Source organism: Bradyrhizobium sp. CCGUVB4N (assembly GCF_024199945.1).
Lineage (GTDB): Bacteria > Pseudomonadota > Alphaproteobacteria > Rhizobiales > Xanthobacteraceae > Bradyrhizobium.
In genome coordinates, this window is the sequence record NZ_JANADP010000001.1 from 8374026 (window position 1) to 8391411 (window position 17386).

Below are 17386 nucleotides of genomic sequence, written 5' to 3' on the forward strand. Positions count from 1 at the left end.
GGCTTAGCGAGGAGCGATCGCGGATCGGCTGGAGCAGCGTCGAGCGTGCTCGCCGGCACTGTCGGTCGCGGCTCGTCGCCAAAAACGAGCGACGGCCTGACCTATTCGGCCGCATCGCGAAGCGCGGCGGTCGGTTTGTAGCCGTCTCGCGTTTGCGGGGCCTTCATGCCGAGCACCCGAGAGGCGACCAACGTCCTCAGGACCTGCGCGGTACCGCCGGCGATCGTGAACATGCGCGCGTCCCTGACGGCGCGCTCCATCGGATAATCCCTGGAGTAACCACGCGCCCCGAAGAGTTGGAGCGCCTGATTGGTGACTGCGTTAGCGGTCTCCGAGGCGATGATCTTCGCTTGGGCCGCCAATAGCGGGTCCGGGAACGGATCGGCGCTCAACGCCGCCTGGTGAAGAGAAAGCCGCGCCGCGTTGAGCGCGATGGCCATATCGGCCACCATCCATTGAAGGCCTTGAAATTCGGCGATCGGCCGTCCGAACTGCTCGCGCTCCTTCGCGAAGGCCACCGCCCTCTCGAACGCGCCTTGGGCGATCCCGAGTGCGACGGTGCCTGCACCAACGCGTTGGCTATTGTAAGCGTTGATCAGATCCGCAAAGCCGCGACGCAGACCGCGCGGCGGCAGGACGAGCATGTCTTCCGGGATCTCGAGATCCTTGAAGATGATTTCCGTCTCGGGGATCCCGCGCAGCCCCATGGCGGGCTCTCGCTTGCCGACGACAAGTCCTGGGGTCCCCGCCACGGCGAGGAAGCCGCCGATGCCCTGCTCGACGCCGCTCTGATCGAAAACGCGCGCGAAGATCAAATGGAGCTTCGAGACACCGCCGCCGGTAATCCAATGCTTTTTGCCGTTGATGACATAAGCCCCGCCACGCTTGTCCGCGCGTGTCGTCATGTCGGTCGCGGCCGACCCGGCCTCCGGCTCGGTGATGCAGATGGCAGGCTTGTCGCCGCCGAGGACCAGTTCGGCCGACATGCGCTTCTGCTTCTCGGTCCCGTACTGCATGACCGCCGAAATGGCGCCCATATTCGCTTCGACGGCGATCCGCCCCGTCGCACCGCACACGCGGGCCATCTCTTCGATGATGAGCGTGGCCTCGAAGAAGCTCCCGCCGCGACCGCCATACTCTTTCGGAATCGTATATCCCATGAAGCCGGCCTGCTTCAGCCCGGCCACGTTGTCGAAAGGATAAGATTCGGTCCTATCGACCTCCGCCGCCCTGGTTGCGAACTCGGATTCAGCCAACTCTCGCGCGGTGGCCCGGAGCTTCGCGTGTTCGGGCGACAATTTCATCTGCATGGTCGGGACCCTTTCCGGCAACGGACATCCCCGCAATTCGCTCGGAAACCCATCGAAGATCAAACGAATATTTTATGGGCCCGACTTCAAAAAATGTTAAGTCAAGTGATGAGCATCAGACAACTCCGGACACTCGTAGCCATCGCCGACCGAGGCAGCTTCAACGCCGCCGCGCAGCGCCTGTTCATCACCCAATCCGCAGTCAGCATGCAGATGAAGGCTCTCGAAGCCGAGATGAGAGCGAAACTGTTCGACCGCGCCAGCCGTCCTCCCGTGCTGAACGCCAACGGCTGGAGGCTGGTCGACGAGGCGCGCCAGATCATTGAGCGGTACGATGCGCTTCGGCTGCTCGCTTCGGCCTCGACGACCGGCCTGACTGGATCTGTGCGGCTGGGGGTGATCCCTTCAGTAGCGACGCACTTGCTGCCTCAGACCTTGTCCAGACTGCGGGCCGACCACGCGAGCTTGCGTATCCAGGTGCAGAGCGGACTTTCGCCCGAGCTTGCATTCAAGGTCGAAAGCAATACTTTGGACGTCGCCATTATCACGGAACTGGAAAGGCTCGATCCGGCAATCGTTTTCGAACCGATTTCCGAAGAGGAGTTGAAGGTCGTTATCCATAAGGATCTGGCCCGCGGCTCGATCGCAGATCTCTTGCGGGCTCATCCGTTTATTCGCTTCGACCCGGCGATGGGTGTTGGCAGGATCATCGATGCAACCTTGCGCGAGCGTCGCATTCCGGTGAACGACTTTATGGAATTCGACAGCATCGAGACGATGGTCAGGATGGTCAAATTGAAGCTTGGGGTCGCAGTCATCCCCGTCGGCTTGTTTTCCTTCGGATCGGCCGACAATGTCAGATCGATTTCGTTCGTCCCACCGGTCCATCGGAGGATCGGGATGGTGGCGCGGCGCGGCATGATCGACGCACCCACGGTTCGGACCGTGACCGAGGCGTTCAAGTCTTTCGCTGGCGCATCTCGCACCACGGCGCACGTCCGCAGGAAGAAGAAGTGAAGGAAGCCAAATCGCGGGAAAATCCGCTTCGGTCACGAGCCGCCGATCACGCTTGCAGTGGTGCACCTCCGCTACGCCTTGATAAGCTGACGATCGCGCGCACTCCCTTACTTGGAAGGACAGCCCATGAGCATCAAAGCCGTCGTCTTCGACGCCTACGGGACGCTCTACGACATCCAGTCGGTCGCGGAGATCACCGAGGACGCGTTTCCGGGCTATGGCGAGATCATCACGCAGGTCTGGCGCATCAAGCAGCTCGAATATACCTGGTTGCGCTCGCTGATGCGGCGTTACCAGGATTTTGCCGCCGTCACGCGCGACTCGCTGGCCTATACGCTGCGCGTGCTGGGGCTTGCCTATGAGAACGAGGCGTTCGAGCGCGTCGTCGACAAATATCTGCATCTCGATCTCTATTCGGATGCGACGACAGCCCTTGCGGCCTTGAAGCCGCGAAAGCTCGCCATCCTCTCCAATGGCAGCCCGGATATGCTGAACGGGCTTGTGTGCAACACCAAGCTCGACCGCCTGCTCGATGCCACCATCAGCGTCGATGCCAAGAAGATCTTCAAGCCGAGCCCGCAGGCCTATGAGCTGATCGGCGAGGTGCTCGGCACGAAACCGGACGAGGTCCTGTTCGTCTCCTCCAATCCCTGGGACGTCGCCGGCGCCAAGTCGTTCGGGCTGAAAGTTGCCTGGATCGAACGGGTGACGCCGGAGGCCATGGCGCTGGCTTGCGTCGAGAACGAACTCGTGGCACCGCTAACGATGTTCAAGGCGATCCGCACCCAGATGGACGAGCTCGGCTTTGCGCCGGATCATCGTGTCCATTCGCTCTCGGAGCTGGCAAAGATCGTCTGACTATCGCCGCCCGCCCGCAAGTCCTCGATGAGCTGACTGGAATGAGCCTGGAATCCGTTCGCGCCTTCTTCGCCGAGAAAGCCCCCGACATCACAGTCATGGAATCCCCGATCAGCTCGGCGACCGTGCCGCTGGCTGCCGAAGCCTATGGCGTCGAGCCCGGCATGATCGCCAAGACGCTGTCCTTGCGTGTCGGCGAGCGCGTGATCCTGATCGTCGCGGCCGGCACCTCGCGCATGGACAACAAGAAGGTCAAGGCGCAGTTCGGCGGCAAGCCGAAGATGCTGGGACTGGAAGAGGTCGCCGAGATCACCGGCCACGAGGTCGGCGGCGTCTGCCCGTTCGGGCTGAAGGCACCGCTGCCGGTTTATTGCGACGTGTCGCTGAAAGCGTTCGACGTGGTCGTGCCGGCTGCAGGCTCGACCCACAGCGCCGTGCGCATCACGCCGGACCGGTTAGCCGAGTTGGTCAGCGCCGAATGGGTCGACGTTTGCGAGCACAGGCCGTAACGCGGGCTTCTATCCGCCCCAGCCACAATAGGGACGACAGCGATAGCGTACGCTATGCCCGAAATGCCAATGGCCGAAGCCCCGGTGCCACCAGCCGAAACGGGCTTGCGCGAGGTCGCTCTCCTGCACCATCGGCCTGGCGGCTCCGGATAAGGGAGTGACCGGGGCGGCCATTGCTGGTGCGCCGAGCAACATCGCGCTGATTACGATAAGCGTCGCAGGCATTTTGGTCATGGACATGCCATTCCTCCGATCCGCAACGTCCGACCGCAATCAACCTGGCTGACCGCAATTCGTTGCACCCTTATGACGATTTCGGGGCAGGACGGCCGGTCGCTGAACCGCGATGGCGCCGGATGTGATGGCTGATGCATTTGCCGGTCAGGGAGGCTAGTGTAGGGACCATGACCGACGACAAGGTGAAACGACGACTGACCACCGTGCTGTGCGCCGACGTGCACAGCTATTCTCGTCTCATGGAAGCCGACGAGACCGGAACGCTGGAGACGCTCCGCCGCTACTTCGCTACTATGGCGCGATTGGTCGAGCGGCATGATGGCCGCATCGTCAATACCTGGGGCGATGCCGTGATCGCCGAATTCGCCAGCGTCGTCGAGGCCGTGCAATGCGCGATCGAAATCCAGCAGGAAGTTTCCAATCAGGAGTCGGCCCCGCCCCAACTGAACCCGATGCGATTCCGCATTGGCATCAACCTCGGCGATGTCATGGTGGACGGCACCAATATCTATGGTGACGGCGTCAATATCGCATCACGCCTGCAAGAGCTCGCCGACCCCGGCGGCGTCGTGATCTCGAGCTCAGTCTACGATCAGGTCCACAACAAGCTGTCGGTCGGCTTCGATTGCCTCGGCCAGCGCCCGATGAAGAACATTGCGCCCCAGACCAGCTATCGGGTGACCATGAGTGGCCGGACCAGCGGGCAAGGAAGCTTTGCGGTCAACGAAAGCCCACCTCGCCGGGAGCAAGCAGGTCCCCTGCAGACGGGCGACAGGCGCGATCCATCCTCATGGATGGGTGCCGTCTCGAATTGGCTGGCCAAGCTGCCCCGCCCGGTTGCAGCGGCCCTTACGATCTCGGGCTTTCTGATTCTGATCAATCTTTTCACCAACCCGCACAGGATCTGGTTTCATTGGCCAGTCGCAGCAATATTCTTCGGTGTCCTCATGCGGACAGCGCTCGGACATCGACCTGAGTCGGACAGCAGGGAAGAGCGCTGAACGCGGCGGCGCGACCGCACCTTCGCGCCTGCCCCTGCCACTCCGGATCGTGCCCTCACCGGCGCTAATCGTCGTCATCGTCATAGGGCCGCGGCTGCGCCTGCGGCGGCGGAAGCGGCGCATTGTTGTAGCGCGGCGGCACGCCTCGACCGCGCGGAACCTGGCTCTGCTGCGGCATCTGATTGTTGGACTGGAACACCGCACGGCATGCGCTCGAGAGCTGCGGCGTGTTCGCTTGCAGGCAGGCCACAATGCGGTTCTCGTCGGGAATCTGATCACTGCACAGGCGCCACACATCGGGCGTACAGGCCATCTGCTGTTCCAGGGTGCCGCGATGCTCCTGCGCGAACGCGGCGCCCTGCGTAGCCAAGCCGCCGATGACAAGCGCCACACCCAGCGCAATTCGCTTTGTTCGCATGGTCCCAATTCCTTCTCGGGTCTCTCGATTTGTCTTCAATCAATGAGACGCGGTCAGGTTCTGGACCAACAACAAAACGTGAAAGCGCAGTGGGAACCTACTCGACCTTGCCGATCTTTTTGACCGCCGCAATCAGCCGCGCGCTGTCGGTCGCGACGAAGTCGGAGAATGCCGGCGCATCCTGATAGGCGACGAGGCTGCCCGAGGCATCGAATGTCCTGAGCACGTCCGGGCTCGTCATCACCTGCGCCATCGCCTCGCGCAGGCGGCTCGCGATCGGCGCCGGAAGAGAGCTCTGCGCGAACAGTCCGGCCCAGATGTACATCTCGACATCCTTGTAGCCGAGCTCCTGGAAGGTCGGCACGTCGGGGAAGCTCGCGACGCGCTGCGCGCCGCAATTGCCGAGCACCCGCAGCTTGCCGTCGTCGACCTGCGGCTTCAGCGTGCCGGGCGCGGCGGCGATGGCCTGCACGGTGCCGCTGAGCAGCGCGGTCAACGCCGGCCCTGCGCCGCGGAACGGCACGTGCAGCAGCTTGATGTCGGCGCTGTTGGCAAACATCTCCATGGCCACATGCAGCGTGCCGTAAGGCCCGGATGACCCATAGGTGATCTGGCCCGGGCGCTTCTTCGCATCCTCGACGAATTCCTGCGCCGTCTTCCATGGCGCCGAACTCGGCACCGCAAGCAGCGTGGGATCGGCCAGCACGCGCGCGATCGGCATGAACTGCGACACTTCATAGGCGACGGGGCGATCGAACAACCGGTCAGCCTCGGGCAGCACCGCGAGCGAGGACAGCGTCATCAGCAGCGTGTAGCCGTCGGGCTCGGCGCGCGCGGCCGCGGCATTGCCGACCGATCCGCCGGCGCCGCCGGCGCGGTTGTCGACGATGACGGACTTGCCGAGAATGCGCTCCAGCGCCTGCGCGACGGGACGCGCCGCCAGATCGGCCTGGCCGCCGGCCGGGAACGGCACGATCATGGTGATGTTGCGCACCGGATAGGCTTGCGCGAAGGCCTGGTCCGGTAACGTGGCCCGCATCAACGGCAATGCCGCAACGGCGCGCAAGACGTCACGTCGGTCCATGGCAGCCCCCTCCCTTATTTTCTTGTTTCGGCGCCAGCCTAGCGTGGCGACCGGCAAGAACAAGCCGTTTACGAAGCGTTATCCATGTTCGCCCCGCTCCGGAACGCATCCCTCCACCCTCCGTTGCCTTCAGAGGGTCTTGCCGGGGAGGATGCCGAGGGAGTGTGTCATGGGAAAGCTCGCGACCATCGACTTGGCGCTGGACGAGATGCTGGTGAACCTGGCGGCGATCGTCCTGCGGCTTTCAAAGCCCGGGGTAACGCGAACGCCGGAAGCGCGCCGCGCCCTGGTGCAATCGGTCCATCAATACGCGGTGTGCGCGGCACGCTCGACCGACCCACGTGTTCATGAATTGAAGCTGGAGCTGGAGAAGACGGTGAAGCCGAGCTTGCGCATCGTCGCGATCGATGGGGTCAAGGTGACGTAGCGAGAGGTGGTGGGCAAAGGCGCAAAGCGCCGTGCCCACGCGATCTATCCCGCCTTCCCACCTTTCTTTGGCTTCCGCTTGCAGGTGCCCGGCAGCTTCGCTGCGAGGAAATCGCCGAGCGCTTCGACGCGTGCGGGGCGCGGGCCGCCGGGTGGGGTCACGAGGTGCACGGCGCCTTCGGCCTGCTTCCAGTCCTTCAGGATCACTTCAACCTCACCGGACGAAATCGCCTCGCCGACGATGAACTCGGGCAGCTCGGCGATGCCGAGGCCGGCGATCAGCGACGGCATCACGGCTTCGCCGTTGTTGACGCGAAGCAGGCCGCCGGGGCGGACGCTTGCCTGCTCGCCGGCGGAGTTGGTGTAGTGCCAGACGTTCGGCGTCGAGAGATAGGCGTAAGCGAAGCATTTGTGTTCGGCGAGATGCATCGGATGCGTCGGCCGGCCATGCTTCTTCAGATAAGACGGCGCAGCGACCGTGAAGCGCGGCATGGTGAAGAGCCGGCGCGCGATCAGTGACGAATCCGGCAGCCGCGCGATCCGCACCGCCATGTCAAAGCCTTCGCCGATGAGATCGACGGTCGCATCGCTCAGATGCAGATCGACGGAGACTTCCGGATAGGCCGCGAAGAACTCCGGCAGCAGCGGCGCCACCGCCTTGATGCCGAACGTCATGGGCACCGCGAGCCGCACCAGGCCGCGCGGCGCCACCGATTGCGCCAGCGCCTCGTTCTCGGCCGCCTCGCCGTCGGCGAGCAGGCGCGTCGCGCGGTCGGCGAGCTTGTGCCCGGCATCGGTCAGCGCCAGCCGGCGCGAGGTGCGGTTGAACAGGCGGGCGCCGAGCCGTTCCTCCAGGCGCGTGACCGCCTTCGACACCGTCGCCTTGGACATCGCCAGCTCGCTCGCGGCTCCCGCAAACGACCGTAATTCCACGACTTTTGCGAAAATCGCGAGCGCCTCGAAATCGGGGAGTTTTGCCATGGCAGCGGTCCAATCGGGATATTTAAGGAAACAATACGTTTCAACAGTTTCTATTTCTATACCACAGGCGGAGGCTTATCCAAGGGTCATCAGAAATTCAGGAATGGAGAAATCCAATGACCAAGAAGCTCTCAGGCAAGGTTGCCCTCGTCACCGGCGGCTCGCGCGGCATCGGCGCGGCCTCGGCCCGCGCTCTCGCCGATGAAGGCGCAAACGTCGCGATCAGCTACGTCGCCTCACCCGAAAAGGCCGAGGCCGTCGTCACCGAATTGAAGGCCAAGGGCGTCAAGGCCCGCGCTTTCAGGGCGGATCAGGCCTCCGCCAAGGACGTGACGAAGCTCGTCAACGACGTCGCCAAGGAATTCGGCCATCTCGACATCCTCGTCAACAACGCCGGCGTCGCCAATGGCGGTGCGATCGACGACGCCAATGCCGACACGACCGCGCTGGAGCGGCAAGACCAGGTCAACGTCCATGGCGTGATCGCGGCGATCCGCGCCGCCTCGCAATTGATGGGAGAAGGCGGCCGCATCGTCACCGTCGGCTCGATGCTCGCCGACCGCGCCTCGTTCCCGGGCCTTGCCGACTACGTCGCCACCAAGTCGGCAGTGGTCGGCTACACCAAGGGCGCGGCACGCGACCTCGGCCCGCGCGGCATCACCGTCAACGTGGTGCAACCCGGCTCGATCGACACCGACATGAATCCGAAGGACGGCGGCGAGTTCGCCGAGACCCAGCGCAAGCAGCACGCGCTGCAGCGCTTCGGCCGACCCGAGGAAGTCGCTGCCGGCGTGGTCTTCCTCGCCAGCCCCGAAGCCTCCTTCGTCACCGGCACCGTGCTCAACGTCGACGGCGGGTTTGGCGCCTGAACAAGGCACCAACCCACTCACACAAGGACTACGCAGATGATCGAACTCAGACCTTTCAACAAACTTGGCGGCGCCGATCACGGCTGGCTGAAAGCAAAGCATCATTTCTCGTTCGCAAGCCATTACGACCCGAACAACATGGGCCACGGCGCCTTGCGGGTGTGGAACGATGACGAGATCGCACCGAACACCGGCTTCCCCGCCCATCCCCACGCCAACATGGAAATCATCACCTATGTGCGCGAAGGCGCGATCACCCATCAGGACAGCCTCGGCAACGAAGGACGCACCGAGGCGGGCGACGTGCAGGTGATGAGTGCCGGCAGCGGCATCCGCCACTCCGAGTACAATCTGGAGCCGACACAGACGCGCATCTTCCAGATCTGGATCGAACCGACCGCGCGCGGCGGTCAGCCGACCTGGGGCTCAAAACCGTTTCCGAAGTCGGATCGCTCCGGCAAGCTCGTCACCATTGCGAGCGGCATCGAAGGCGACACCGACGCACTGCCGATCCGCGCCGATGCGCGGGTGCTCGCCACCACGCTGAAGGCCGGCGAGAGCGCGGAGTACGAACCCGAGAGGTCACGTCACCTCTATCTGGTGCCGGCGGCCGGCGCGGTCGAGATCAACGGTGTGCGCGTCAACGCCCGCGACGGCGCCGCGATCCGCGACGAGGCCAGGCTGAAGATCACCGCGCTCGAAGACTCCGAGCTCGTGCTCGTCGACGCCGCGTAACCCTTCAAGCAATCAATCATCTCACCCAATTCAACGGAGACCACCATGACCAAAGTTCTCGTCCTGTATTATTCCGCCTACGGCCACATCGAAACGATGGCCAATGCCGTTGCCGAAGGCGCGCGCGAAGCCGGCGCCACCGTCGACATCAAGCGCGTGCCCGAACTGGTGCCGGCCGAGGTCGCAAAGGCTTCCTATTACAAGGTCGATCAGGCCGCACCGATCGCCAAGATTGAAGACCTCGCCAATTACGACGCGATCATCGTCGGCACCGGCACCCGCTTCGGCCGCATGGCCTCGCAGATGGCGAACTTCCTCGACCAGGCCGGCGGGCTCTGGGCCAAGGGCGCGTTGCACGGCAAGGTCGGTGGCGCCTTCACCGCAACCGCGACGCAGCACGGCGGCCAGGAGACGACGCTGTTCTCGATCATCACCAACCTCCTGCATTTCGGCATGACCGTGGTCGGCCTGAACTACGGCTTTGCCGGCCAGATGAAGCTCGATGAGGTCACCGGCGGTGCGCCCTATGGCGCCACCACGATCACCGGCGGCGACGGCAGCCGCCAGCCCAGCGCCAACGAGCTGGCCGGCGCGCGTTATCAGGGACGCCAGATCGCGGAGACCGCCAAGAAGCTGCACGGTTAAGCCTGGGGTTCACAACAGCTGCATGGCTGATGCGACCGGGGCGGCATTCTCTCAAGGGAATGCCGCCCCATCTATGTCCGTAGAAACGATGCTTACGAGACGCAGGACTTCCGAGACGCAGGACTTCTGAGACGAATGGCTTTCGAACTTCTCTTGATTGCACAGATGATCCGCAGGCCGGCCCAGGCGTTTGCGCGCCGCTGGTATTGCCGCAGCCTGTTCCGCGCCTCGCGCGGCCGGTTTCACTGCGCCGAGTGCAAGGGATCCTGACCGTCACGCCTGCGTGATGTCGCCGTGCGCCGGGATGCTGACGGTTGGCGCAGCAGCGAGCGCCGTTGAGAGCCACCAGCCGTCGCCGGCAAACCAGCAGGTCTCGTCGGGCGTGTCCGCTCGCCGAAACGACTGCACGCTCTCCCATCCCCTGGCGAACGCCGCGGCCAATCGCTTGCCGGCATCCGCATCCTGAAGTCCGGCGCAACCGATGAACTGCGCGCGGCTCAGGAACTTGGCGGGCCAGGCGCCCCCCTGCTCCGGGCGCGTGATCATCAACATGCCGCCGAGCATGCCCTCCGGCGCCAGCGGAAACACCAGCCGGCCTCCGGGACGCAACGCCGCGAGCCATTCCGTGGCCGGCTGCGCCGCGCCCGCGCAGACATAAATCACGTCGACATCGGGCAGATCGGACGCAATGCCCGAGCGCTCGCGCAATTCGACCGTGGCGATGTCTTTCAGATTCTCGCGCGCAAGCGCCGCCAGGCGTTCGTCGATCTCATAGGCATAGACGCGGCCATTGCGGCCGACGAGCTCGGCGAGAATGGCGGTATAGTAACCGGTGCCCGCGCCGATCTGCAGCACGGTCTCGCCTTCCCTGACGCCGGTGCCACTGAGCCAGTAAGCGTGTGCACCCGGCATGCCGATATTGACACCGCGCGCGGGATCGAGTGCCAGCAGCGCGTTTTGATAGAGAAAGGCTGGATCGTCATCAGGCGTCACGACATAGGGATGGCCGCCGAACGAAATCGACCACGGGCCGGGGCCGGCGAAAGGTTCGCGCCTCACGGTGCGAAAAGCCTGCTCGAGACGGGGGTCTGTTGCCTTGGCCGCAGCGCAGATCAACTGCGCATAGAATGCGCGATATTTGGCCGAACGATCGTCCATGTCGCCTCCGGGTTGCGGCGAGGACGATAGCACAACGATTGCGATATTCGAGTGACCCTGCAACCCGCGAGGGAGCGCCGCCTAACGCGTACCTTTGCCAAGCGCCCGCGCCGCAAGGGCCGCAAGCTTCGGATGGCGGCGCAGGCCCTGAGCCGTATGATCGCGAAGCACATAAGGCAGCCCGCGCCAGGATAGCGCGACGGTGACATCGGTCAGGGCGACCTGTTCGGCGCCGAAGCGGCGCTTGTAGTCGTGATTGCCGATGCTGAGATCGAACCGGCGCGCGCCCTGCGCATGCAGGGCCGCCATGGTGCGCTCGGTGACGAGCAGCCCCGGCGAGCAATTCGCCCATTTCTTGCCGGCATGGCCGATGCGCAGCAGATAATAGGTCGCGCCGTATCTGACGCCGAGCGTGGTCGCGACGATCCCCTCGTCGCAGACGAGCGCCGAGATCACCGCATAGCCTTCCGCAACCCCCTGCCGCGCCACCTCGCGATAGAAGGCGGCATGCGCTTCGTCGTTGAGGACGAACCGCGAGCCGAGCTTCCGCATGCGCTCCTGCTGCTGGGCGTCCAACACGTCGAGAAGCTCATGCGCCCGCGCAACATCGGTCGCGATCTCGAACCGCGCGCCGGCATGGCGGCTGAACACGCGCCAGCAGCGCGGCATCTGCATGCGCCTGATCGAGGCCTGATAGTCCGCATAGTCGTCGCCGGTCAGCACGAGGTTCGCGTTGAGCGAACAGGAGCCGAGCCGGCCGAGCGACACCAAAGGGTTCGGCTTGGTGCCGACATAGGTCGGCAACTTCTTCAGGCGCAGCAAGTCCAGGCCATCAGGCAAGGCGCGCAAAGCATTCACCAGCGCCGTGCCGATGGCCTGCGCGCCGGCAGCATCGAAGGTTGCATCGCATGCCAGGATCGGCGCGTTGTTGTCGGAGACGCCGAGATCGGCAAATTCGACGACGCGGATGCCGCGTCTGACGTGGCTGAACATCGGCACCATCGCGATGTCCTTGCCGGTCGCCGTATCGGTGATAACAGCGATCAAGGGGGCTACGCCATGAAAGGCGTTGTACCAGGCACCTAACCAGTAACCATGCTGGAATGCCGTGCGATGACCCGCATTCAGGCGCAATGCGGCCGCTCGCCAGTCACGCAGGAAATCAACCGAGATTCCCGACGTGCTGGACACCCGACCGTCTAGTTGTTCGACGCTGAGAAACGCCATGTGCGGGGCATACAGTTACAATACGTGTCCAGATAGATTATGTTTTGTCGCACACCACAAGTTACGTCGCTGCTTATCGTTAAGCGGATACCGTCGCGGCTGACCCAATGTCCTCGTGTCCCGATATGAAACGCGCGCTGCGACAAGTTGTCAGCGCGCGGGTTCCATTTGCGCGACGCATTGGAACCTTGCGAGGAAATGCAATCCGGCGACCGCAAGCGCGAACATGAACCACACCGGGTTCTGCCGCTCGAGCAGGAAGGTCTCGGTCGTCCCGAAATACAGGCCGAACAGCCAGATCGTCAGGAACAGCTTGCCCAGCGCGTTGCTACGGTTGTGGGCCTGGACCTGCTGGAAATTGCGCAACGGCGTCCAGACGAAAATGAGGATGACCAGCAGCAGGCCCGGCAGGCCGATGGTGACTGCGAGATCGAGATAGCTGTTGTGGCTGTGCGCTGCGGCCACGGCCCATTCCGAGCCCTGGGTGGTCTTCCCCTCCGCCGCGCCGTCCCAGAACGCCGCATAGCCATGACCGGTGATCGGCTTTTCCGCGACGGCCGTGAGCGCAAACTCCCAGACCTCGGCACGACCGGTGAAGGTGGGATCGACCGGAAGCGCCCGCGTGATGCTGCCGAGTACCGGGCTCATGACGCTGCCGACCGTCAGCAGGTTCATCACGATCAGCGGCGCGAAGCAGATGACCCGCTTCAGCCACAGGCTGCGCGTGGCGTAGACCAGCGACGCCAGGGCATAGATCGCAAGGCACAGCACCGACGAGGTCTTGCCGCCGGTGAAGATCAGGAAGATGCCGGCCAGCAATGCGATTGCCGGCCCCATCACGAAGGAGCCCACGGCTGACAGGTAAATACCGACATAGACCAGGATGCTCATCACCGGCGAGGCGATGTTCTTGTGGTCGAAGCTGCCACGCCAGTCGCCGGCAAGCTGCGGCTCGGTGATGTCGAGCGCGCTGTGGATCGCATATTGCGGGGCAAAGAAGATTCCGAGATAGCACACCACCAGCAACACCAGCGCGGCGCCGCCGAGGCACAGATTGAAGCTCCGCGGTGTCGGCGGCAGCAGCGGTAGCAGGACCGCAAGCGTGGTCGCGCTGGCCGCAAGCACGAAGCGCTGGATCGAGACGTCGCGGCTCCCGGAGAATGCGAGATTAATCAGCATCCAGCCGATCAGGCAGAGATGCAGCGGCGTGACCAGGCTTCGAAGCGCGGGCGCATCGGTGGTGATGGTGAGCAGCACCGCGACCGCGGCCAGCAATCCGAACGAGATGTAGGTCGTCGCCAATCGTCCGCCGACGACGGTGGCAATGTCGGGGTTGCTCAAGTCCTGAAACGGATCGAGCGTGATCAGAACCAGCAGCAGGGCCGCGACGGCGACGAGACAGCGCGCCACGGTGACGACGTCGAGCCTCGCAAGCACGCCGTGCAGCGCGTGGCCGAGCGAGCGGGCCTCGACGTCAGTCATGTCTGCGGCGCTGCGATCCATGCCTCAAGGCCTGACAGGACGATGGGGGACCTCCGAGGTCTAGCCCATCCCCGTTAACCATCCGTCAACCAGCACATCGGCAGCGGCAGGAACCCGGCTCTGCTGTGCGACGCTGCGCGCGATCTCGTAATATTGCAGCGCGCGCTGCTCCAGGGTCAGGTTGTCCATGATGTAGCCGCGCGGATCAAACTTGCCCGCGGTGCAGCCAGCCCAGAAATCGGTCCAGCTGTCCTCGAAGCCGGCGGGGTCGGCGAATTTGAGCCCGCAGCGATCGTCCCAATAGGGCACCGACGACACCGGTCCGAACTGGACCCGGTGCGGATAATAGTCGGGATCCCGCCATGGACCGCCGGGATCCCAGGCGAACACCGGCACGCCGCAGGACAGCGCCTGCTGATAGGCGATGCCCTGGCTCTCGTTCTGGCACAGGAAGATCATCGCGCGCGAACGCGCCAGCGCGGCCTGATAATCTTCCTCCTTGTAGCTGCCGTAGCGCAGCTCGGTGAACGTTCGGCCTTCACTCCTGAGCCGGGCGCGGACCGGCTCGACCAGCTCCGGCACGTAGCGCTCGCGGTTCAGGCTGACCTTGTCGTAGAGCAGGATATCGACGGTCTTCTCGCGCGGGCGCGACGGCGCCCAGAGTTCGGTATCGATGCCGACGGGCCAGGCTTCGGTCTCAGGCCAATGGGGCCGGTACATGTCGGCATACCAGTCGCCGGGCACCAGGAATTTCTTGACCGGAAGCCGCTTGAACAGGTCGGGATCGTCCAACGGATGATTATAGGCACAAACGCCAAGCAGGATCGGGTTCTTCCATGCGAACTTGTCGAGCAGGAAGGCGCGGCCGATGATGCAGGCGACTTCCTCGGGATGCTGCGCGATGTAGCCGTAGTCGTTGACGCGATAGCGGATGCCGAGCCGGTCGAGCCCTGCACAGAGATTGAGGAACACGCGCAGCTGCCCGCTCATCCGCGGCTCGCCGAACAGCATCTTGCGCGCCATGCGACGCAGATGACGGTCGCCGGGAAACCAGCGATCGTCCTTGTCCTCGTAGAACAGGTTGAGGATCATGTCGTCGGGATCGTAGTCGAATGTCTTTGCGGGCACAGGGTCCATCCGGGGCAATCAGGCCTGCATTCTCGCATGAGACCGGCCGTCGCATCTCTCGAAAGCAGTGACAGACTTAACGCCACAGGTTTAACGCTAATCTACGAAACCGACGACGAGACGGCCTTCGCAACAACGATTTGATCGTTATGTGAGTATGATCCACGACGGCCGCACGAAGCGGCCTGGTTAAAGAATCGTTAAACACGACGAGCCTCACTTGACCCTCGCCGATGCCACGCTCGATGCGCCCACCGCCGCGCCCGCGATAACGGGCGCGCGCGCGCCGACGGCTGTGGTCTCGGTCGTGATCCCCGCGAAGAATGCCGCGGCCTATATCGGCGAAACCATCGCAAGCGCGCTGGCGCAAGCCGACGTCGCCGAGGTGATCGTCGTCGATGACGGCTCGACCGATGACACTGTGGCGATCGTCCAGGCCATTCGCGATCCGCGGCTGCGCCTGATCAAGAACGACGCCAGCGGCGTGTCGGCTGCGCGCAACCTCGGCGCACGAGGCGCGCGCGGCGACTGGCTGATGTTCCTCGATGCCGATGATCGCCTGCGCCCCGATGCGGTGACGACGCTGCTGACGGCGGCGACGACTGCGCCGCGCGCGGTGCTGGTCTATGGCGACTACAACACGATCGACAGCGCGGGACGGTCGATCGGCCGCCGCGACCTGCTGAAGGGTCGCCAAAAGCCGTCCGGCAACGTGCTGGAGCGGCTCGCCGCCGGCAATTTCATCGTCAATGGCGGCATCATGTTGGTCCGCAGTGATGCCTTCCGCGCCACCGGCGGCTTCGACATCTCGCTGCGCTATTGCGAGGACTGGCATTGCTGGTGCCGTCTCGCCGCGCTCGGCGAGTTCGCTTATGTACCAAAGCTTCTGCTCGACTACCGCCTGCACACGGCCAATACGATGAACGCCGCGGTGCGGACGCCGCAGGATTTCTTCCCGGCGGTCGCGCGGGTGTTCGACGATGAATTGATCCTCGGCAAGCTGCCGTCCGACGCGGCGCCCCGGCTGCGGCAGGCCGCCGAAATTCATCTGGTGACCTATGCGGCGACCCAGGCCGTCCGCTTCGGGAGATATCGCCAGGCGCTCGATTATCTCGGCATGGTCGGCCGGCGCTCGCCCAAGGCGATGCCGCGAGCTGCAGCCAAGATCGCTTTGTCCTATTTTGGAATCTAGCTTCTAACGCGTCAGGAAACGATCTTCGAGGCCTCATAGGGCTTCGGATCGTAACCGAACGCCGCAAGCATCGATCCGACGGCCATCAGCACGGGGTGCATCGCGACGACCGCCTTCGAAGACGTCAGCAGGCGAGCCGAGCGCGGCAGCGACAACGGCAACCGTCCCAATGCCTGTGCAAACAGGCGCATCCGCGCCGCCGCGCTTCCCGCAGCCTTGACCTGCACATTGTAGTTGATCACGCCGATGCGCAGGCTGCGCTTTGCGATCCAGGCGGGATTGCTGCGGCTTTGCGGCACGGTCTCGGTGATGACGGCTTCCGCCGTCCAGTGGAAATTCAGGCCGGCGTCGCGACCGCGGTTGAAGAAATCGCAATCCCCGCCGCCAAGAAAATTGAAGCGCGGATCGAAGGCCGGACTGCCGAGCCGATCGAACGTGGCGCGCGTGATCAGGCAATTGCCGCAGCCATAGATCAGCGGCACGGCACCGGTGTAGTCGTAGGCGGGGCAGAAGACGGGATGACGCGCGAGCCAGGGCTGGCTGTCGTCGTCGAACACCGGCAGCACCGGCCCGCCGACGATGTCGGCACCGGTCGCCTCCGCGGTGCGAACCATCAATTCGAGCCAATCGGGCGAAGCGATCTCGTCGTCGTCGATCATCAGGAAGCGGGTCGCGGCGGGAAACACTGCCTGCGCCGTCTCGAACGCGGCGTTGATCGCCTGGCAATTGCCCTGCCGCTTCTCGACCAGACAGATGCCCTGAAGTTTGCCGGACGCGAGATATTCCGCAGCGACCGGCGCACTCGCGCGCCCGGCCGCATCGTTCTCGACCATGACCACCGCAAAGGAGCGCGGGGTGCGCTGGCTGACCAGCGAATCCAGTGTCAACCGCAGATGGTCGGGGCGGCGGAAGCAGGGAATGCAGACGACGATGCCGACCGAGAGATCAATGACGCGCGAGCTCGCCGCGATCTCCCGGTTGGGATCGCGCACGGCATCCGAGATCCGGCTGGCGGACAAGTCTGTCGGGATCAGCGTCATCGCGCGCTACTAGATGGCTGAGACATATTGAAAAAGCCTTGCGCCCATTGTCCCAGGGCGACACGTCCG

The 17386-nt window shown here is 64.0% G+C and carries 18 protein-coding genes; 9 read left to right on the plus strand and 9 right to left on the minus strand.

Annotation, left to right across the window (positions count from 1 at the left end):
• Positions 1-101: 101 nt before the first annotated feature.
• A complete protein-coding gene (gene acdA / locus NLM31_RS39090; protein WP_254134481.1) occupies positions 102-1310 on the minus strand; it encodes a 3-sulfinopropanoyl-CoA desulfinase in 1209 nt (402 codons plus the stop codon).
• Between the two features lie 108 nt (positions 1311-1418).
• On the opposite strand from acdA, the gene NLM31_RS39095 reads away from it, so the two are divergent.
• The 4 genes from NLM31_RS39095 (at position 1419) to NLM31_RS39110 (ending at position 4932) form a co-directional block, all read left to right on the plus strand.
• Positions 1419-2327: a LysR family transcriptional regulator gene (locus tag NLM31_RS39095; RefSeq protein ID WP_254134482.1), complete on the plus strand. Its 909-nt coding sequence runs from the start codon at positions 1419-1421 to the stop codon at positions 2325-2327.
• Positions 2328-2453: 126 nt separating this feature from the next.
• Entirely contained in the window at positions 2454-3185 is a 732-nt protein-coding gene (locus NLM31_RS39100; protein WP_254195687.1) for a haloacid dehalogenase type II, read from the plus strand.
• Positions 3186-3226: 41 nt separating this feature from the next.
• Positions 3227-3694 (plus strand): YbaK/EbsC family protein, encoded by a 468-nt coding sequence (locus tag NLM31_RS39105; protein ID WP_254195688.1) that lies wholly within the window; start codon positions 3227-3229, stop codon positions 3692-3694.
• 404 nt (positions 3695-4098) lie between these two features.
• Entirely contained in the window at positions 4099-4932 is an 834-nt protein-coding gene (locus NLM31_RS39110; protein WP_254195689.1) for an adenylate/guanylate cyclase domain-containing protein, read from the plus strand.
• 64 nt (positions 4933-4996) lie between these two features.
• On the opposite strand, the gene NLM31_RS39115 is transcribed toward NLM31_RS39110, so the two are convergent.
• Together NLM31_RS39115 and NLM31_RS39120 are read right to left on the minus strand one after the other, a co-directional pair.
• Entirely contained in the window at positions 4997-5350 is a 354-nt protein-coding gene (locus tag NLM31_RS39115) for a hypothetical protein (RefSeq protein WP_254195690.1), read from the minus strand.
• 97 nt (positions 5351-5447) lie between these two features.
• A complete protein-coding gene (locus NLM31_RS39120; protein ID WP_254195691.1) occupies positions 5448-6434 on the minus strand; it encodes a tripartite tricarboxylate transporter substrate binding protein in 987 nt (328 codons plus the stop codon).
• Between the two features lie 169 nt (positions 6435-6603).
• Here NLM31_RS39120 and NLM31_RS39125 point away from each other — a divergent pair, with 169 nt between their 5' ends.
• The gene (locus NLM31_RS39125; RefSeq protein WP_254195692.1) at positions 6604-6861 is read left to right on the plus strand and encodes a hypothetical protein; all 258 of its coding nucleotides are present in this window, start codon (positions 6604-6606) and stop codon (positions 6859-6861) included.
• 44 nt (positions 6862-6905) lie between these two features.
• On the opposite strand, the gene NLM31_RS39130 is transcribed toward NLM31_RS39125, so the two are convergent.
• Positions 6906-7841 carry a LysR family transcriptional regulator gene (locus NLM31_RS39130; RefSeq protein WP_254134490.1) on the minus strand — a complete coding sequence of 312 codons (936 nt, stop codon included), beginning with the start codon at positions 7839-7841 and terminating at the stop codon, positions 6906-6908.
• A 116-nt stretch (positions 7842-7957) separates the two neighbouring features.
• Here NLM31_RS39130 and NLM31_RS39135 point away from each other — a divergent pair, with 116 nt between their 5' ends.
• Genes NLM31_RS39135 through wrbA form a run of 3 tightly spaced genes read left to right on the plus strand, consistent with a single transcriptional unit; the run spans position 7958 to position 10090 of the window.
• The gene (locus tag NLM31_RS39135; RefSeq protein WP_254195693.1) at positions 7958-8710 is read left to right on the plus strand and encodes an SDR family NAD(P)-dependent oxidoreductase; all 753 of its coding nucleotides are present in this window, start codon (positions 7958-7960) and stop codon (positions 8708-8710) included.
• Between the two features lie 36 nt (positions 8711-8746).
• Positions 8747-9445 carry a pirin family protein gene (locus NLM31_RS39140; RefSeq protein WP_254195694.1) on the plus strand — a complete coding sequence of 233 codons (699 nt, stop codon included), beginning with the start codon at positions 8747-8749 and terminating at the stop codon, positions 9443-9445.
• 45 nt (positions 9446-9490) lie between these two features.
• A complete protein-coding gene (wrbA, locus tag NLM31_RS39145) occupies positions 9491-10090 on the plus strand; it encodes an NAD(P)H:quinone oxidoreductase (protein ID WP_254134493.1) in 600 nt (199 codons plus the stop codon).
• Positions 10091-10363: 273 nt separating this feature from the next.
• On the opposite strand, the gene NLM31_RS39150 is transcribed toward wrbA, so the two are convergent.
• From NLM31_RS39150 to NLM31_RS39165, 4 genes are all read right to left on the minus strand, one after another.
• A complete protein-coding gene (locus tag NLM31_RS39150; protein WP_254134494.1) occupies positions 10364-11248 on the minus strand; it encodes a protein-L-isoaspartate O-methyltransferase in 885 nt (294 codons plus the stop codon).
• A gap of 81 nt (positions 11249-11329) precedes the next feature.
• On the minus strand, positions 11330-12475 hold the full coding sequence (locus NLM31_RS39155; protein ID WP_254195695.1) for a GNAT family N-acetyltransferase: 1146 nt from the start codon (positions 12473-12475) through the stop codon (positions 11330-11332).
• Positions 12476-12625: 150 nt separating this feature from the next.
• The gene (locus NLM31_RS39160) at positions 12626-13978 is read right to left on the minus strand and encodes an O-antigen ligase (protein ID WP_254195696.1); all 1353 of its coding nucleotides are present in this window, start codon (positions 13976-13978) and stop codon (positions 12626-12628) included.
• Between the two features lie 39 nt (positions 13979-14017).
• A complete protein-coding gene (locus tag NLM31_RS39165; RefSeq protein WP_254195697.1) occupies positions 14018-15085 on the minus strand; it encodes a glycosyltransferase family 1 protein in 1068 nt (355 codons plus the stop codon).
• A gap of 220 nt (positions 15086-15305) precedes the next feature.
• Here NLM31_RS39165 and NLM31_RS39170 point away from each other — a divergent pair, with 220 nt between their 5' ends.
• Positions 15306-16277 (plus strand): glycosyltransferase, encoded by a 972-nt coding sequence (locus tag NLM31_RS39170; RefSeq protein ID WP_256561974.1) that lies wholly within the window; start codon positions 15306-15308, stop codon positions 16275-16277.
• An 11-nt stretch (positions 16278-16288) separates the two neighbouring features.
• On the opposite strand, the gene NLM31_RS39175 is transcribed toward NLM31_RS39170, so the two are convergent.
• Positions 16289-17317, minus strand: coding sequence for a glycosyltransferase family 2 protein (locus NLM31_RS39175; RefSeq protein ID WP_254195698.1), 1029 nt, complete (start codon positions 17315-17317; stop codon positions 16289-16291).
• Between the last annotated feature and the right edge of the window lie 69 nt (positions 17318-17386).

Excerpts from the sequence above, each read along its gene's own strand:
- wrbA (WP_254134493.1), top strand. The coding sequence starts at position 9,491 with ATGACCAAAGTTCTCGTCCTGTATTATTCCGCCTACGGCCACATCGAA.
- NLM31_RS39115 (WP_254195690.1), bottom strand. The coding sequence starts at position 5,350 with ATGCGAACAAAGCGAATTGCGCTGGGTGTGGCGCTTGTCATCGGCGGC.
- NLM31_RS39095 (WP_254134482.1), top strand. The coding sequence starts at position 1,419 with ATGAGCATCAGACAACTCCGGACACTCGTAGCCATCGCCGACCGAGGC.
- NLM31_RS39110 (WP_254195689.1), top strand. The coding sequence starts at position 4,099 with ATGACCGACGACAAGGTGAAACGACGACTGACCACCGTGCTGTGCGCC.
- NLM31_RS39150 (WP_254134494.1), bottom strand. The coding sequence starts at position 11,248 with ATGGACGATCGTTCGGCCAAATATCGCGCATTCTATGCGCAGTTGATC.
- NLM31_RS39135 (WP_254195693.1), top strand. The coding sequence starts at position 7,958 with ATGACCAAGAAGCTCTCAGGCAAGGTTGCCCTCGTCACCGGCGGCTCG.
- NLM31_RS39130 (WP_254134490.1), bottom strand. The coding sequence starts at position 7,841 with ATGGCAAAACTCCCCGATTTCGAGGCGCTCGCGATTTTCGCAAAAGTC.
- NLM31_RS39120 (WP_254195691.1), bottom strand. The coding sequence starts at position 6,434 with ATGGACCGACGTGACGTCTTGCGCGCCGTTGCGGCATTGCCGTTGATG.
- NLM31_RS39125 (WP_254195692.1), top strand. The coding sequence starts at position 6,604 with ATGGGAAAGCTCGCGACCATCGACTTGGCGCTGGACGAGATGCTGGTG.
- NLM31_RS39105 (WP_254195688.1), top strand. The coding sequence starts at position 3,227 with ATGAGCCTGGAATCCGTTCGCGCCTTCTTCGCCGAGAAAGCCCCCGAC.
- NLM31_RS39140 (WP_254195694.1), top strand. The coding sequence starts at position 8,747 with ATGATCGAACTCAGACCTTTCAACAAACTTGGCGGCGCCGATCACGGC.
- acdA (WP_254134481.1), bottom strand. The coding sequence starts at position 1,310 with ATGCAGATGAAATTGTCGCCCGAACACGCGAAGCTCCGGGCCACCGCG.
- NLM31_RS39100 (WP_254195687.1), top strand. The coding sequence starts at position 2,454 with ATGAGCATCAAAGCCGTCGTCTTCGACGCCTACGGGACGCTCTACGAC.
- NLM31_RS39160 (WP_254195696.1), bottom strand. The coding sequence starts at position 13,978 with ATGGATCGCAGCGCCGCAGACATGACTGACGTCGAGGCCCGCTCGCTC.
- NLM31_RS39155 (WP_254195695.1), bottom strand. The coding sequence starts at position 12,475 with ATGGCGTTTCTCAGCGTCGAACAACTAGACGGTCGGGTGTCCAGCACG.
- NLM31_RS39175 (WP_254195698.1), bottom strand. The coding sequence starts at position 17,317 with ATGACGCTGATCCCGACAGACTTGTCCGCCAGCCGGATCTCGGATGCC.